The following is a 16,503-nucleotide window of genomic DNA, read 5'->3' as shown; positions in this document are numbered from 1 at the left end:
CAATGGAAAATAATACTACACAAACGGCTGAACCTAAAAAGAAAAAAAGTTTAGTTTTCCCTATCATATTAGCAGTAGTTTTAATCGGCGGAGGAATCTACGGTTACAGAACCTATTCTTACGGGCAGGTTCATGAAGAAACAGACGATGCACAGATCGCGTCCAATATGGCTCCCGTAATTTCTAAAATTTCAGGATACGTAACGGAAGTAAAAGTAAAAGACAACCAGTTTGTAAAAAAAGGAGATACTCTGGTTATTCTGGACAGCAGAGATCAGAAAATGGCTTTACAGCAGGCAGAAGCAGCTTTGGCAACAGCAAAAAGCAGCATCTCTAATGCACAGGCTTCCACAACGGCAACTTCAAAAAATATAAATTCTTCTGAAGCCGCTGTTACTACGGCGAATGCACAGATTGAAGCCGCAAAAGTAAACGTTTGGAAAACTTCTCAGGATTTAAAAAGATATGCCAATCTTGTGAAAGACCACTCTATTACAGAACAGCAGTATGAGCAGGCTTTGGCAGCAAAACAGTCTGCAGATAAGCAGCTTCAGGTTTTAATCGATCAGAGAAACCAGATTGCACAGCAAACCAATATCGCTTCTTCTCAGACCGCAGCAAGTTCTCAGCAGATCGGAGTGGCAAATTCCGTTGCAAAACAGAGAGAAGTGGATGTAGAAAATGCAAGACTGAATTTATCTTACACGGTAATTGTAGCACCGGAAGACGGATATGTAGGAAAAGTGCCGATTCAGGCAGGACAGTATTTACAGGCAGGTTCACAATTGTTTTCTTTGGTTAAAAATGACCAGAAATGGGTAATTGCCAACTTCAAAGAAACCCAGATTGATAAAATGGTGGAAGGACAAAAAGTGAAAATCGAGATTGATGCTTTCCCAGACAGAGAATTTGACGGTGTGGTAAGTTCTTTCTCTCCAGCAACCGGAGCTACCTTCTCTATACTTCCTCCGGATAATGCGAGTGGTAACTTCGTAAAAGTAGTACAGAGACTTCCTGTAAAAATCGATTTTGTAAATCTGGATAAAAATGTATCCAAAAGATTAAGAACAGGAATGAATGTAAAAGCAGAAGTTTCTTTAAAATAAAAATATAAAATAAGTGAATTGTCAGCAATGCAGAAGCAGATCGGTTATGAGATGTAATGAAGTAGTAGAATTGACAATGAAAGATTGATAACTGCAATTCACTTTTTTCAAAAATATATAAGTGAATTGTCAATTTTTGAAGGAGAAGTCATTTTTTAATGAAATGAATTTGAAGATTGATGATGAAGCTGATGCCGGATAATGAAGAGAGATCAATGATAGATGTGGAAATGATGAAGTTGATCCATGAAGAAGGTTCCGGTGTAATGCAGAAAGATCATGAAGAGGAAACAGGAAATGAAGACGATAAATGAAGCGGTTGCCGGATATGAAGAAGAAAACTGATGTTGAAATGATGAAGCTGAACGATGCAGCAGAATTCCGGTTTAATGAAGACAGATCATGTAGAGGAAAATGCAGAGGTAAAAATAAGACCATGCAGAGGATGATTATTGACAATTCACTTTTTTAAAATTGAGAAATTTAGAGATTTGGAAATACTTTGATGAAATTTTAATCAGCTAAATTTTTCTGAAACCTCATCTCATGGATGAGAGAACAAAGTTGGTTCGTAAAAACTTGTTCATATTTCCGAATCTCAAATCTCTTGATTTTTAATACAACACTAAAAAAACTATGCAAGATTCATTAGTAGAATACGGAGCCCGAAGAGTAATCATTACGATTACGGCAATTCTTTGTGCTTTGCTTGAAATAGTGGATTCCACGATTGTAAACGTTGCCCTTAATGAAATGAAGGGAAATCTTGGAGCCACCCTTTCCGAAGTAGGATGGGTAATCACCGCATATGCGATCGGAAACGTAATTATTGTTCCGATGACGAGCTGGCTTTCGCAGCAGTTCGGGCGTAGAAACTATTTCGCGGCTTCCATTATTATATTTACCGTTTTCTCCTTTTTATGCGGAAATGCAACCAACATCTGGGAACTTGTATTTTTCCGTCTCATGCAGGGAATCGGTGGGGGAGCGCTTCTGGTAACTTCACAAACCATCATTACGGAATCTTATCCGGTGGAAAAAAGAAGTATGGCACAGGCAATTTACGGACTTGGGGTAATTATCGGTCCTACATTGGGTCCGCCTTTGGGAGGATATATTGTGGATAATTTTAGCTGGCCGTATATTTTCTATATTAATATTCCGATCGGGATTGCGGCAACCTTAATGACGCTTCAGTTTGTAAGAAGTCCGAAATATGCCGAAAAACGAAAGATTTCCGATGTAGACTGGATCGGAATTGCATTATTGGCAATTACCGTAGGTTCTTTACAGTTTATTCTGGAAAGAGGTCATGAAGAAGACTGGTTTGCCAGCGGAATGATCGTTTTCTTTACAGCAGCCGCGGTTTTAGGATTTATCCTTTTCCTGTGGAGAGAACTTACCTTTAAATATCCGATTGTAGAATTGCGTGTTCTGAAAAACGGAAACTTAAGAATCGGAACCGTGATGTCCTTTGTTTTAGGATTTGGTTTGTACGGCTCAACGTTTATCGTTCCTTTATATACCCAGAGTATTTTGGGATGGACGGCGCTTCAGTCGGGTGCTTTAATGATTCCGGCAGCTTTAACGACGGCTTTCATGATGCCGATTATCGGAAGACTGCTTTCAAAAGGAGCCAAACAGCAGATTTTGGTTTCACTGGGATTATTTATCTTCTTTATCTACAGCTTCTGGGGATATAAAATATTGACTCCGGACACAGGAAAAGATGCCTTCTTCTGGATGCTTATCGTAAGAGGAGCCGGACTGGGGTTATTGTTTATCCCGATCACCTCGCTTTCCTTAAGTACATTGAAAGGGCAGGAAATCGGGCAGGGAGCAGCATTTACAGGAATGATGAGACAGCTTGGAGGTTCCTTCGGAATTGCGGCGATCACGACATTCATTGCCAATGCGAGTCAGAAATACAGAGTGAATCTTATTTCGCACCTCGACCAGACCGATTTTGCGGTACAGCAAAGATTACAGGCTCTGAAAGGCAGTTTTATCGCAAAAGGAATGACTCCCGATGCCGCAATGAACGCCGCCTACAAAATGCTCGATCTTTCTGTAACGAAACAGGCAACCGTCCTTTCTTACATGGATGTTTTCCTTTATCTTGGGGTAATCTTCCTTGTCTGTATTCCGTTCATCTTATTTATTAAAGAACGAAAAAGCAAAGAAAAGATTGATCTGAGTGGGGTACATTAAACATTTTACTTACATATACTAAACCTCCTTTTGTGGAGGTTTTTTTAGTGGAATAGACAAAAAAACTTTCATAAATTTTTACCGCTCCTGCCATACAGTTGTCATTACCGGTGCTTATATTTGCACTTAACTATCCACAAAAAATAATAACAATGAGTTATTGCGCGGCAATTGAAGGAATGCAGCCTGAAAGCAGGAGAGAACTGCACAAAAGATACCATGATAAGCATTATGGTTTTCCGATTCATGATGATAATGAACTGTTCGGGAGACTGGTGATGGAAATCAATCAGGCAGGGCTGAGCTGGGAAACCATTCTGAAGAAAGAAGAGGGTTTCAGAAAGGCGTATGATAATTTTGATATTCAAAAAGTGGCTTCTTACACTGAATCTGACTGGGAAAGACTGCTTAACGATCCTGCAATCATCAGAAATAAGCTGAAGGTAAATGCTGCCATTGAAAATGCAAAAACCATTGTAGAACTGCAGAAAGAATTCGGTTCTTTTGAAAAATGGCTGGAACATCATCATCCCAAAACGTTACCGGAATGGATGAAGCTTTTCAAGAAGACCTTCAAATTTACGGGCGGAGAAATCGTGAATGAATTCCTGATGAGCATCGGTTATCTGAAAGGTTCCCACGCAGAAAGCTGTCCCGTGTATGATGAGGTTTTAAAGCATAATCCGATGTGGAATAAACCGTAGTTTCAACAATTATCTATTGATTTATAAAGCTTCGATCTGACTTTTAATTCTTTCAGAAAGCATCGTAATGATCCTTTTATTGAAGGATTTGCTGTCGGAAAGATAGACCGTTATTTCTTCCGGAGTGAGCATTCCGATTATCATTCCGAGGTAGGTGTTTTTCAGGGCAATATCTTTTTGCAGGCTTTGTTCTGTGAAATTTATTTTTTGCTCGTTTTTCAGAGAAGTAAAATCTGACATTTTTCTCATTGCATAGTCTCTGAATATCTGGATGAAAATATCATTTTGTAATTTTAAAACAGGACGCAGCACATTATTCTGAAATAATTCTGTTTTACTGCTGTTTTCAAATGTCGGAAGGGAGAGGTTTTCCCGAAGGTCTTTTTTGCTTATCATTCCGCTTGGTGTATATGGTTTTTATTTAAATCAATTTATGAAATATCCGAACTTTTTGTTTCCCAAAAATAAGTTTCTTCATTGATTTTTTACTTAAAATTTAGTGATAATGAAAATTGTTAGAATAAAATTGTTTTAAGTAAAATGCTAGAAAACTCTATAGAGTTTTATCTGTGTAGAAATCATATTCGGAAGATGTTCGGCGTTCCATAGGAACGCTATCTTTAGAATATTTATTGTATTAGAGATATCAATCCTACGGATTGATTGATAGATCTATTTTTATTTCTACACAGATTCAGCTCTTTAAGGAGCAAAGTTCTTTAAACAACTTCAATGTTTTTAATTTTATCAGTAATGATCTTCTTTATAAAGTAAGCCTTCATAATTGCCCAAATCATTCTTCATTGCTTTTAACAGGTAGGCAAAATGTACATTATACCCTTCAAACATCTGTTTCATTTCTTCATGATAAACTGTTTCATCATTCTTTAAAAGATAAGACTGTAAGTGTTGTTCTACGCTTAATTTCAGCTCTTGAATGTAAGAAAAGGAGTTTGGCTGGAAGTCTTTAATCATATCTCCAGCTTCAGAATCTTTTAAAAATAATGAAATCTTAATACATAAAATAAGCATGTAATCAATCATTAAGATTAATTCTTTAGAATTTAGAGGGAAATGTCCTTCATTCCATTCAAAATCAGGCTTTCGGATTGGAAATAGATAATCTTCGATACCTTTACATCCTAAATTCAGAAATGCTGATGTTTCAAACCCCGTATGAAGACTTCCTATTTCAATAAGTCCATAATCATCCAATATAACTTCATCAATGTCTATCTTATCTCTGTGATACCATCTAAACCAGTCGTTAATTGCAGTAAATTCATCATAAGTGAGATTGAAATTCTCAACAGTCAGCTTTTGTATAATGTTTTCAAAAGAAGCATCCCGGTAATTCCAATCATCTTTATTAGTTTGCAAAAACTTTTTAAAATTATGTATTAATCTTTCGGTTTCAGGAATATAAATTTCCGGAAGTTCTGTACTAATAAGCATAGGATAAAGTTTTTCCTTTATTTTAATGGGGTCGAGTTTATAGATATTTATATAACCGGACATATTTTACATTTATTTTGTAAGTATAATTTGTCTGAATATTCCTCTTTCTGAAAATTCTGTATTTTTCGTTAGATATTTTGGAGTCAGAAAAATACTTCTTATCTGTTCAATATTTTTATTTTTCAGATTTAGTTTTACATCTTCAATAATTATTTTCTTTATCTCTTTCTTATTGTTTTCCTGTAGATAAATTTCTCCTTTTTTTACTTTTAATTCATCAAGATGAATTCCATCCAGACTTTCAACATCATTTAGATTATAAAAGAATAAGCTATCTGAAGTTTCATTAAATCTTTCAAAAACATAACGTTCTAATGCATGATCTTTTTCGGAATAGCCACGATACTGGAAGATTCGTGTAATTACATTTATCTCATTACTAACGCTATTTTCAGTTTTCATTGGTCTATAGATGGGATTTGTTTTATTATAACTTTCTCCACAAGAACCATAGCAATCGTGAGTAATACCTTCGATATGCGAACTGTTTGGAATTTCTGAGAGGAAATAAAAAGGAAGTTCATTTTTTAGGTTAATTTTAAAATCTTCTGACGAATCTAAAATTATAAATCCATTGGCATTAGAATCAAGTCCTCCCCAAGCATTATACTTGTATAATATTTTTGAAGTTCCTTCAATTTTCTGTGCATATAATTCATCAATAGTCCATTCACTTAAACTGTTTCCACATCCGTAAAAATAAAAAATAAGTGTGAAGTAAAGTAAATTTGAAAATTTATTCATTTTTAATAAAAAGCAGATTTATACAGTTTTAGTTAAATTACTCAAAATTCCTTACCCCACCGTTTTCGTATCCTCTTCCTTCAGGATCTTTTTCTCCTTCATGGAAACCATCATTCTTTCGCATTTGTATTTTTGCCAGTCGAAATTACTGAGGAAATCTAAGGCAGCCGAAAATCCGCGGTTGAACAATTCTTCTTTTTCTTCTCTTTTCATAAAGAAGTTTAGCCAGTTGCTGGTTCCGCAGTTCACGGTCTGAATGCTGAAAAGATGGTAGAACGTATGTTTGGTGAGAAAAGTTTTGTCGTTAAAACCTTTTAAAGTATCAATAATATTACCTGCAAAAGAGAGAGGCGATTTTAAAATTTCTGCGCTGGTTTTTCCTTTTTCAGACTGAATATCAGAATCGCTCGTTAACTGTACCCCGAATAAAGGCATTCTCGGATAAAAGATATCAGTGGAATGGAAAAGATCGATCGGAAAATTGGAAATACTTCCGCCATCAATAAAAACTCCGGCAGGATTGATGTCTTCCTGTTTCGTATTCATCCAGAATCTCCATGCATATTTTACGGAATCATCATTTTTATCGATTGGCTTCTGAAAAGGCTCAAAAAAGAAGGGAACCGACATCGAAGCTCTCACAAGTTCAGCCGGACTGATCTTCTTAAGCTCTTCTTCCGACCAGTACAGATTTGCCATTGTGGGAAGTTCCACTTTTATTTTGGCGTTAATATCCGTTGTAATCACAATATATTCCGATTTTAAGGAATAGAAAGGATCTTTTTTATAATATTCGTTGTTAACAACTCCGTCGTAAAATATTTTAAACCGGATTTCATCGATATGTTCCTTATTGTTCTGATGAATTTCTTCAATGCTTTCTAAAGCAATATTGTAGTACTGTGTTTCGTTGCCATGACGGTAATTCAGGTTGAGGTCTCTGCCTTTTTTTACAAACTTATCATTCAGCGCAGCCACGGTTTTAATGTCGAAGGCATCCAGAACATCCTTCATCTGATTCAGAAAAGTGTTTCCGGGATTTAATCCTGAATTGGCTTTTTTCAGATCATTATATAACTTTCTCAGATACAGATAAGCAATGATGATCGGAATGATGGGAACCAGAAAAAGAAGTTTGGCTCTCAGCGTTGTTTCCGAAGAAATGACAAAAGGCGCAATCACGAGAATCAGCATAATAATTCCTGCGATAATTGAATTGATCTTCAGGAAGTTTTTGTTATTCAGCATGGAATGGATGGTGGTTTTTACATACGGTTTTCCATCCATAAAGTCGGAGAAATTCCAGTTGAAGAGTATATCTTTAATCACTTCACTTTTGGCTTCTTCTTTGGTTTTACACGCGGCGATCAGCATCGTATTAATCGCTCCTGCACTCGTTCCCGCCACTTTCAGAAAACGGATCCCGAAAATTTCCAGTCCGTACAGATAACCTACCAGTGCGCTTCCCCAGACTCCGCCTCCTTCCTGCACAAATTCCACATACTGATTGCCTTCCGCATCCAGTAGATCAGAAAATTCCTTCGCCGAAATACGGTCGTGAAGCGCGGAAAGTTTTTCTTTGGATTCTTTGGAAAGAACATCTTCCTCAAGAATTTTTTGCAGCATTTCAGGTTTCATGGCTTTTGTTTTTGGTTGTTTTATTTTTTATTTGGGCGTGTCCCTCCGTTTTCCTTATCCAAACCTTATAGGTTTTTAAAACCTGTAAGGTTTCCCGCATCATCACTTCGGGTCGGGCTTCTGCAGGCTTCACTTCGTTCCGGTTTCAGCGCGGCGCGAAGCGCCGCGCTGAAACTCCTCCTTTCAGTCGGACCTTCCGTATCCCTCACGCGAACGCGGGGAATACAATATTCCTCTTTTCACTGTCATTCCGACGGAAGGAGAAATCTAATGTTAAATGCTAAAAACTTTTGGCAAAAGAATTAGCGTATTTAAATTTAACCGTTCTTCTTTTCGAATTAAAATTACAACTAATTAAAATATTCAGCCACAGTATTTTCACGATAATTAAAGCGGGAAAATTACCATTGTTTTCTTCGCGCGTAGATGAAGGTACAGATCACAACCAGAGCCATGACTCCTAAAACAGCATGATAGCCATACTTATAGTGCAGTTCCGGCATATTGTCGAAATTCATTCCGTAAACTCCTGCAATGAAAGTGATGGGTAAAAAATAGACCGAATAAATCGCCAGAACTTTCATCACCTGATTGGCTTTCTGGTCAGAAAGAGCAAGAAACATCCCGATAAGGTTGGTGATCTGTGCGTTAAGATGATCGAAATCCGCAACCACGTCCTTGTGTTTGTCTTTTAAATCATACGCTTCAGAATCCTGAAGTCCGAGTAATTTAAATTTATCAATGGCATCTGTGGAAATCGTAAGTACTCTTGAATTCAGCCCCGATTTTCTTTTCAGCTTGTATAACCTTTTAATCTGGTTCGTATGGTTGGTATTTTTAAGGAAAATTTCGTTTTCGATATTGTCCATCGTTTCCAGAAGACTTACCGATTCATCATCAAAACTTTTCATGATGAGCAGTGCGATTTTCAACGCAATATTTTTGGAGGTGGTTTCGGTTTTCATGGCAGAAAGCTGTTTCTTGGTTTCTGCAATGCTTTTCGTTTTCATCCTGTGGATCGTGATGATGGTTCTTCCCAGAATAAAAATCCCGATTTTGGTACTGATGTCGCTGATCGTATTGAGGTTTTTACGTTCCAGCTCGGTACTTTCCCGCAGGAGAAAGAATTTTACTTCTCCGTCCTCTTCATATTTCGGTAAGTGATTGGGATCTAAGGTATCTTCAAGAAGAAGATTATTGATTTCGTACCGTTCGTGTAAAAATTTCAGGTCTTCCGCTGTGGGAGCCTCTACATCTACCCATTCGCACTGGGAATCTCTGTAAATCGTGTCAATTGGCATAACGTAAAAATAGTAATATTTTGAAATACTATGTCTTAAATAAGTTTATCTTTGTCAAAATTAAAAAACTATATGATTAAAAGTACAATAAAAGGAATCGGATTTTATGTTCCAGATAACGTTGTTACCAATGATGATCTAGCAAAATTAATGACCACCAATGACGAATGGATCACGGAAAGGACGGGGATAAAAGAAAGAAGACACCGTAAAAACAGAAACGATTCTCAGGAAACGACGGCTTATTTAGGTTTCAAAGCTTCTGAAAAAGCAATTGCGAATGCGGGTTTAACGGCTAAAGATATAGATTATATTGTTTTTGCAACCCTTTCTCCGGATTACTATTTCCCGGGATGCGGAGTTCTGCTGCAGGATCTGCTTGGCTGCGATACCATTGGTGCTTTGGATGTAAGAAACCAGTGTTCCGGTTTTGTATATGCAACGAGTGTGGCAAATGCTTTCATTAAATCCGGAACGTATAAAAATATTTTGGTGGTGGGTGCGGAAGTGCATTCTTTCGGGCTTGATTTTTCGGATGAAGGAAGAGGCGTTTCCGTTATTTTCGGCGATGGGGCAGGAGCGATTGTACTGTCTGCAACAGAAGATGAAAACGCAGGAGATATTTTAGCATTCAATATGCACTCCGAAGGGAAATTTGCAGATGAACTGTGCACCCAGTTTCCGGGTTCCAAGTACGGATGGAGCGACAGGATGAGAAAAGAACCTGAAAATGTGACGGACAAAGAAGTTTACCCGATCATGAACGGAAATTTCGTGTTTAAGAACGCAGTAACGAGATTCCCTGAAACCATGCAGGAAGCTTTAGATAAAGCAGGAAAAACAATTGACGATGTAGATATGTTTATTCCGCATCAGGCGAATTTAAGAATTGCCCAGTTTGTTCAGCAGAAGTTTGGACTTCCGGACGAAAAGGTCTTCAACAACATCCAGAAATACGGAAATACAACGGCAGCTTCTATTCCGATTGCTTTAAGTGAAGCGATTGAACAAGGGAAAATTAAAAGAGGAGATTTGGTACTTCTTTCTGCCTTTGGAAGCGGCTTCACATGGGGAAGTGTTTTGTTTGAATATTAATGCCAAAGAAGCATTTTACGATAAAAATCCGCAGACTGTTCTGCGGATTTTGTTTTATGTGGATTTTGTTTAAACTTTTATAAATAAACATTCTTTTCGGTTTTGCGTTTTCTCAATCCGAGACGGAGCCAAACTGTTTGGGTTTACACTTTCTCGGAGTGAGACGGAGTATTTTTCTTTCAGGCTGAATTTTCTCGTTCCGAGAAAGTAAGAATCTGTCTGGGTTTTGGTATTCTCGGGTAGAGAATGCTTCTCCCTATTTTTCTTTCAACATTTTTTCGATCAGTTTATTCTGCATTTCCATAAGTTGACTGATCTGCTGCTGATTTTGCATCACGCTTTTGAATAAATCTAAATCTACATTATTAATATTTGTATCTCCTACATTTCCCACAGAAGAGTTATTGCTTGTTTCTACATTATTATTGATGATGGTATCTCCTTCCAAAAAATACTGAGGTTCCACTTTAAAAAATTCAGCCACTTTCTGCATAAAAATAAAGTCTAATTTTTCAATGCTTCCATTTTCAATTTTGCTGAGATAGCTTTGGGAAACTTCAAGCTGAAAAGCCAGATCTTCCTGAGACATTTCTTTCTGTTCTCTCAGTTTTTTTATTTTAAAGCCAACACTGTTATTCATAATTATGGAAATTGAACTGTAAATATACTGTTTTTAGGAGAAAAAATTTATTCCAAACGGAATTGTATTTTATTCTGTTTGGAATAGATGATTAGGGAATGAGATTTTATTTTTGAAAAAAGTTTCGCGAAATACTTTTAATGAAAAATTATTATTAATTTCAAATTCTAAAAACAAATGAAAAAAATTATTTTATTGGCAGCCTTTGGAGTTGCCGGCTTGGTAAATGCAAAAAACGCAGAAGAAACAAAACCTGCTAAACAAACAGAAAAAGAGAAAAAAGAAGTTATTCAGAAAAAAAACACGAATGAATCTTCTAAAGCAGAATCTAAAACATTACAATATAATTGTATAGAATACTCAATGTATATTCCCTGTTTAGATATGTTTCTTGATGATCAGGTTTGCTACGGTTCAGGAACGTGTGTTTCAACATGGGATGATGCATGGAATTGTATGACCACAAATGGGACATTGGCAACAAAGTTCTTTTGTGGGTAAACAATAATTTGTAAAATAAAAAGTCTCAGTCTGTTTTATACTGAGACTTTATTAAATTTTTAAAACATGATGAGATTATTATTTTTAGTTATGATATTTTTAGGGAATATTTTATTTTCTCAGGAATTGGAAAATTCAAATATTAAATGTACCTATTTGACTAAATTTTTAATAGACACAACAGATGCAAACAGTCAAAAAGAAGAAATGACGAGTCTGTGGATAGGTAAGAAATCTTCTATTTTCAAAAGCGATCAAAAGGCAATTTATGATTCTTTAACGAAGGAATCAACGAAGAATAGTATCAAAAATCCTATAAACGGAAGAATTATTATTGATTTTTCTAAAATTCCAAAAGCTTATTTTAATCCGGAAGTATTTAAATCTGAAAACAAATTAGAGATTTACGATAAGATTTTTAATGCAACGTATGCTTTTGAAGCAGATCAAAAAATTGATTGGAAATTAGAAGATGATACTAAAATAATAAGTACTTATAAATGCAGAAAAGCGGTAGGAAAATATCGAAATAAAAATATTACCGCATGGTATACGGAAGAAGTTCCTGTTTCTGAAGGACCTTATACTTTTAAAGGATTACCCGGATTGGTAATTGAAGCTTATGACGATAAAGACTATTTTCACTTTACCTTAATTAAACTTAAAAATATTAGTGAATTAATAGCTCCTATAAGAAACATCATCGAAACAGATTATCAGAAGTTTTCTAAAAAAAGAGCAGATTTTCAAAATGATCCTGCGGGAGCTTTTTTTATGGCAACCGGAAGAACTTTAACCAAAGACCAAAAAGAATGGGTAGAAAAAAGGCATAGAAAAGATAATAATCATCTGGATTAAATTGTGATTTAAATTCATAAAAAAAGGTTGTCCGTTTTAAGAGACAACCTTTTTTATTTTTTACTGTATATTCAGGCTTTTCAGCAGTTTTTCGGTATCAGAAGAATCCTGTCCTGTCTTTTTTGCCAGTTCGATGGATTTTTCAGCCCAAAGTTTGGCGTTTTTCTTGTCGCCGGTTTTGTTGTAAAGATTGGCTAAAGTATCGGTATTTGCGAAGTTTTCGTCTTTCTTTACAGATTCCTGCGCCCAGACTAATGCCTTTTCCAGAGAAGCTTTGTTGTTTACATTTTCAAAGAAATTCCATGCAAGAGAATTCAGTTCTTCGGAGCTTAATGCAGAAGTGTCTTGGTTCAGTTCAAGCGTCAGTTTTTCGTATTTGGCAAAGTCTTTATCTCTTAAAGCTCTTGAAGCCTGTGCTTTTTTCAGGATTTTTTCAGCCTCATCTTTAGATAAAAATTTCTGAGCTTCTGTCAGGAAATAATTGTCGTCCCACGTTTTTGACTGTGGGTTGTAAGACTTTTTAAAGATACTGCTGATCTTGATATTCTTATCAATCGCTTCATACTTTTGAGGAGTAATAATCTTTGAGATTTCATCCTTTTTTGCCTGAAAAATTTTGTACATCGGGCTGTCCGGATTCTGTGCAACGGAAAGTAACATCTGAACATCTTCTCTGTCCAGTTCTTTTTTTGAACTGAAATAGCGCTCCATTACTCTTCCTGCAAACTCAGCATCGTTATACATCGTAAGAGAAGCAAGGTTTTTCAGAAACTCAGGATCTTTTTCGCCGTCTTCAAATTTTTGCTTCAGTGCGGTTAACCTTTTGCTTGGATCTCCTGCATCTTTTGCAAACTGGATGAAATCGTTTTCCTCCACATATCCTAAAGTTCTGTGTACCAATTCTCCGTTTCCGTCTACGAAAAGGTAAGTAGGGAAGGCTTTTACGTTGTATTTTTTGGCAATTTCAATTCCTTCGCCTTTCTCCATATCAATTTTTGCATTGATGAAGTGGGAGTTGTAATAATCTCCTACGGTTTTCTGCGGGAAAATATTTTTCGCCATCAGTTTACAAGGTCCGCACCAAGTGGTATAAGCGTCGATAAATACAAGTTTATTTTCTTTTTTTGCTTTAGCAAGAACGGCTGTAAAGTTGGATTCTTCAAATTTTATTCCCTGCGCAAGAGCAAACGCTCCGATGAATAAGGCAGAAAATATCGATAGTTTTTTCATAAATACTTTTTATTGGTTGCAAATGTAATAATTATGTTAATAAATAAGTCTTTTCAGGAGAGAAATAGTTACAACGATGTTTTGATTATTTTTTTGATTTCAGGTTAAAAAAGAAACGGATGTTTTATTAAAAACAGTAAATATTTTCATTTTACCTATCGAATTAATTGGAAGTATTAAATTTTATTAAAAAATAAATTATTCTTAGTTTTGTGAAAAACAAAAAGACACCCATGAAAATGATGAATTATTATAACAAGGATAATAATTTGTTGAAGTATGTCTAATAGTTTCCACCAGTTTTTATTACTACTGGTCAATATTTTTCCGGTTACCATACATGAGCATCATGAAACAATAAATGTTGCAAAGAATGTTGTCATTATTGTTTTATGTTCTGCATTAATAGGATTATTTCTTCATTTCAGATCCAAACAGAAAAAGCAGCTTGCAAGAATCAGAAATATTCTCAGAAACCAGCGGCAGGCTTTTGTTGCGGATGGAGATTTCCCTCCTGAGAATCCTTACAAAGATTTTATCAATATTTCCGTAGAAGAAATTCATCGCAGCGAGAATGAAAAAGACAGAAAAAAAGCAGAATCTCCGATGACTTCCGAAACCGAAGCCAAACTTCTGGAACTTTTGGATGATTTTGAAAAGGGAACTTCCTTCACGAATAAAAATATGTCTCTTTCCTTTCTTGCAGGAGAGTTAAACACCAATACGAAATATCTTTCGCACCTCATCAACCGCCACAAAAATTCAGATTTTAAAACCTATATCAATCGTCTGAGGATAAATTACATCGTCGATAAGCTTATTAATGACGAAAAATACCGCCAATACAAGATCAGCATCCTCGCTGAAGAGTGCGGATTTTCTTCTCACAGCAAGTTTGCCTCCGTTTTTAAACAGATTACAGATTATTCTCCATCGGTTTATATTAAGTTGCTTTATTCTGAAAATCAGTCGGATATGATTCCTTTTTTTCACGAAAACGATCAAAAGTCTTAGTCTTTTTCTTTTCATTTTCCTGAAAACGGATAACCTTTCTTTTCGCAGAAACTATTGAGTGCATTATATTTGCGCCAGTTTTACGGGATAACCATTACTACTGCAGTTATTACCAATCTTTCCGGAAAAATAAAACCCGTACTGCTCACCTAAACACTAAAAACTAATAATGCCACTAGCCAATGTTGTAAAATATGTAACCGATATTTTGCACCAAACCATGAAACATTAACTAGTAACGAATTAAACGGATGAGAACAATTTTTACAGTCGTTATGGCTACTGTAGGATCTAATTTTGCCTTTTCGCAGATCGGGATCAATACAGCAAATCCCATAACGAGTTTGGATGTAGTCGCAAAGAACAGCGATGGCTCCACTGCGGAGGGTATTTTGCCCCCGAGATTAACTGGAGATCAGCTAAAAGCGGGAGATTCCAGATATTCAAGCACACACGCCGGAACTATTGTATATGTAACATCACCGGTAACTTCAATCACTTCAAAAACCAACAGAGTAGATGCTCAGGGATTGTATTATTTCGATGGTACGATCTGGCAGAAATTAATGCTTGGTGATGAAAAATCATTAAACAGCAAGAACATCGGCGATATTAAAACTTCTGTAAAAAAGACAGATCACGCAGGATGGTATCTTTTGGACGGAAGAAGTATTTCTTTACTTTCACCTGCGAGCCAGACAGCAGCGGCAAGTTTAGGATTCACGGATAATCTGCCGGATTCCAGAGACCGGGTTTTAAAATCCAGAGCCAACGGAGAAGTTCTAGGCACAACAGGAGGCGAAAACCATTTCGGCATTTTACAGTCTAACCTACCGAATATTACCCTTTCAGGACCGGTAAACGGGGTGGCGCAAAGTGCAGGATCTCATACCCATTCTTCCACAGAAGGCGGATTTTTGTTGGGTGGAACCACGGTGAACAACAGTTCCGGCGGTTATCAGCCGGATGGAGGATCAACCGCATGGGGCGGCATCGGAATGCTGAACAATACAGCACCTGCAGGAGCGCATATGCATACTGTTGCAGGAACAGCAACTGTTTCTACAGGAGGATTAGGGAAATCTATAGATAACAGATCTGCTTATCTTGTAGTGAATACTTTTATTTATCTGGGAGAATAGTCTTCCTAACAATACAATCGGGGTGATTGCCCGGTTTTTTTCAGTCAAGTTTTTTTAAGTACAAAACCGCAGCTTTTTTTGCGGTTTTGTTTTTTTATTTCATTTTTGTAGAATCTGAAGCTGCTTTTGTACTATCTGAAGGAGGAGCAGTAGTTTCTGAATAGGCAACGGCAGAATCTCCCATTCTGTTTCTTAAAGAATCTTTATTGTGTTCTTCTTTAAATTCTTCTCTGTTTTCTTTCTTATCGGCGCAGCTTCCTAAAAATACCAGTCCTAAGACGGCACAAATCCATAATTTCTTCATAGTAAATTTTTTAATGTTTCGTGTATATCAAATATAATGATTTAAAAAGTAAAAAGTAAAAAGTAAAAAGTAAAAAGTAAAAAGTAAAAAGTAAAAAGTAAAAAGTTCTTTTTAAACTTCTGAGCATTAAAAATCCCCAGAAAATTTTCTGAGGATTTTGAAATTTTTAAGTTAAAATTCTGTGTTATTTTACAGTAGTGCTTGCAGAATCCATTTTCATCTTCATACTGTCCGGATTGGCTTTTGCCGTAGTCATGGTGTCTGTTGTGGCTGGAGCAACGGCTGTTGTATTATCCACCATTGTAGAATCCGAATTGGTGGTCGACATGGACGATTCTTTTGTACCGCAACTTACCGCAAACATTCCGACTGTTGCCATTAACAATAACTTTTTCATAATATTTTATTTTTGGTGTGATTGTAACACGATTAATTCAATTATTATTCCGAAAGTATTGGTAAGCCTATTAAATTATCAATAAAATAAATTAAAAAGT

The 16,503-nt window shown here is 36.2% G+C and carries 19 protein-coding genes; 10 read left to right on the top strand and 9 right to left on the bottom strand.

The window, feature by feature from the left end; genetic code table 11:
• The first annotated feature begins 2 nt into the window (after positions 1-2).
• The 5 genes from QWT87_RS00795 to QWT87_RS00775 all read left to right on the top strand — a co-directional run bounded on the left by QWT87_RS00795 (position 3) and on the right by QWT87_RS00775 (position 4,021).
• On the top strand, positions 3-1,106 hold the full coding sequence (locus tag QWT87_RS00795; RefSeq protein WP_076394746.1) for an HlyD family secretion protein: 1,104 nt from the start codon (positions 3-5) through the stop codon (positions 1,104-1,106).
• Between the two features lie 179 nt (positions 1,107-1,285).
• Positions 1,286-1,420 (top strand): hypothetical protein, encoded by a 135-nt coding sequence (locus tag QWT87_RS00790; RefSeq protein ID WP_262889533.1) that lies wholly within the window; start codon positions 1,286-1,288, stop codon positions 1,418-1,420.
• A gap of 14 nt (positions 1,421-1,434) precedes the next feature.
• Positions 1,435-1,578, top strand: a complete 144-nt coding sequence (locus QWT87_RS00785; RefSeq protein WP_165796670.1) for a hypothetical protein — start codon at positions 1,435-1,437, stop codon at positions 1,576-1,578.
• 164 nt (positions 1,579-1,742) lie between these two features.
• On the top strand, positions 1,743-3,317 hold the full coding sequence (locus QWT87_RS00780) for a DHA2 family efflux MFS transporter permease subunit (RefSeq protein ID WP_087711370.1): 1,575 nt from the start codon (positions 1,743-1,745) through the stop codon (positions 3,315-3,317).
• 152 nt (positions 3,318-3,469) lie between these two features.
• Positions 3,470-4,021, top strand: a complete 552-nt coding sequence (locus tag QWT87_RS00775; RefSeq protein ID WP_302712705.1) for a DNA-3-methyladenine glycosylase I — start codon at positions 3,470-3,472, stop codon at positions 4,019-4,021.
• A 21-nt stretch (positions 4,022-4,042) separates the two neighbouring features.
• Here QWT87_RS00775 and QWT87_RS00770 read toward each other — a convergent pair whose 3' ends face one another.
• From QWT87_RS00770 to QWT87_RS00750, 5 genes are all read right to left on the bottom strand, one after another.
• Positions 4,043-4,417: a glyoxalase gene (locus QWT87_RS00770; protein ID WP_302712703.1), complete on the bottom strand. Its 375-nt coding sequence runs from the start codon at positions 4,415-4,417 to the stop codon at positions 4,043-4,045.
• 351 nt (positions 4,418-4,768) lie between these two features.
• The gene (locus QWT87_RS00765; protein WP_185205184.1) at positions 4,769-5,476 is read right to left on the bottom strand and encodes a hypothetical protein; all 708 of its coding nucleotides are present in this window, start codon (positions 5,474-5,476) and stop codon (positions 4,769-4,771) included.
• 72 nt (positions 5,477-5,548) lie between these two features.
• Complete coding sequence (locus tag QWT87_RS00760) at positions 5,549-6,283, bottom strand: hypothetical protein (RefSeq protein ID WP_185205185.1); 735 nt, start codon at positions 6,281-6,283, stop codon at positions 5,549-5,551.
• A 51-nt stretch (positions 6,284-6,334) separates the two neighbouring features.
• Positions 6,335-7,921, bottom strand: a complete 1,587-nt coding sequence (locus QWT87_RS00755) for a patatin-like phospholipase family protein (RefSeq protein WP_302712700.1) — start codon at positions 7,919-7,921, stop codon at positions 6,335-6,337.
• Positions 7,922-8,322: 401 nt separating this feature from the next.
• A complete protein-coding gene (locus QWT87_RS00750) occupies positions 8,323-9,222 on the bottom strand; it encodes a magnesium transporter CorA family protein (RefSeq protein WP_116096417.1) in 900 nt (299 codons plus the stop codon).
• Positions 9,223-9,294: 72 nt separating this feature from the next.
• On the opposite strand from QWT87_RS00750, the gene QWT87_RS00745 reads away from it, so the two are divergent.
• Positions 9,295-10,317: a 3-oxoacyl-ACP synthase III family protein gene (locus tag QWT87_RS00745; protein WP_302712695.1), complete on the top strand. Its 1,023-nt coding sequence runs from the start codon at positions 9,295-9,297 to the stop codon at positions 10,315-10,317.
• Between the two features lie 256 nt (positions 10,318-10,573).
• Here QWT87_RS00745 and QWT87_RS00740 read toward each other — a convergent pair whose 3' ends face one another.
• Positions 10,574-10,957 (bottom strand): helix-turn-helix domain-containing protein, encoded by a 384-nt coding sequence (locus QWT87_RS00740; protein WP_256040968.1) that lies wholly within the window; start codon positions 10,955-10,957, stop codon positions 10,574-10,576.
• Between the two features lie 177 nt (positions 10,958-11,134).
• On the opposite strand from QWT87_RS00740, the gene QWT87_RS00735 reads away from it, so the two are divergent.
• Complete coding sequence (locus QWT87_RS00735) at positions 11,135-11,458, top strand: hypothetical protein (protein WP_302712691.1); 324 nt, start codon at positions 11,135-11,137, stop codon at positions 11,456-11,458.
• 66 nt (positions 11,459-11,524) lie between these two features.
• On the top strand, positions 11,525-12,316 hold the full coding sequence (locus tag QWT87_RS00730) for a GLPGLI family protein (RefSeq protein ID WP_302712689.1): 792 nt from the start codon (positions 11,525-11,527) through the stop codon (positions 12,314-12,316).
• A gap of 60 nt (positions 12,317-12,376) precedes the next feature.
• On the opposite strand, the gene QWT87_RS00725 is transcribed toward QWT87_RS00730, so the two are convergent.
• A complete protein-coding gene (locus QWT87_RS00725) occupies positions 12,377-13,546 on the bottom strand; it encodes a thioredoxin family protein (RefSeq protein WP_302712687.1) in 1,170 nt (389 codons plus the stop codon).
• A 279-nt stretch (positions 13,547-13,825) separates the two neighbouring features.
• Here QWT87_RS00725 and QWT87_RS00720 point away from each other — a divergent pair, with 279 nt between their 5' ends.
• Together QWT87_RS00720 and QWT87_RS00715 are read left to right on the top strand one after the other, a co-directional pair.
• Positions 13,826-14,560 (top strand): helix-turn-helix domain-containing protein, encoded by a 735-nt coding sequence (locus QWT87_RS00720; RefSeq protein ID WP_302712685.1) that lies wholly within the window; start codon positions 13,826-13,828, stop codon positions 14,558-14,560.
• A gap of 251 nt (positions 14,561-14,811) precedes the next feature.
• Positions 14,812-15,702 carry a hypothetical protein gene (locus QWT87_RS00715; protein WP_302712683.1) on the top strand — a complete coding sequence of 297 codons (891 nt, stop codon included), beginning with the start codon at positions 14,812-14,814 and terminating at the stop codon, positions 15,700-15,702.
• A 94-nt stretch (positions 15,703-15,796) separates the two neighbouring features.
• Here QWT87_RS00715 and QWT87_RS00710 read toward each other — a convergent pair whose 3' ends face one another.
• Positions 15,797-16,006: a hypothetical protein gene (locus QWT87_RS00710; protein WP_302712681.1), complete on the bottom strand. Its 210-nt coding sequence runs from the start codon at positions 16,004-16,006 to the stop codon at positions 15,797-15,799.
• 184 nt (positions 16,007-16,190) lie between these two features.
• A complete protein-coding gene (locus QWT87_RS00705; protein ID WP_302712679.1) occupies positions 16,191-16,403 on the bottom strand; it encodes a cytochrome C551 in 213 nt (70 codons plus the stop codon).
• Positions 16,404-16,503: the final 100 nt, after the last annotated feature.

This window comes from Chryseobacterium urinae (assembly GCF_030518295.1).
Taxonomy (GTDB): domain Bacteria; phylum Bacteroidota; class Bacteroidia; order Flavobacteriales; family Weeksellaceae; genus Chryseobacterium; species Chryseobacterium mucoviscidosis.
Note: the sequence above shows the minus strand (reverse complement) of the source record. Positions and strands in the feature narration are given on the sequence as shown.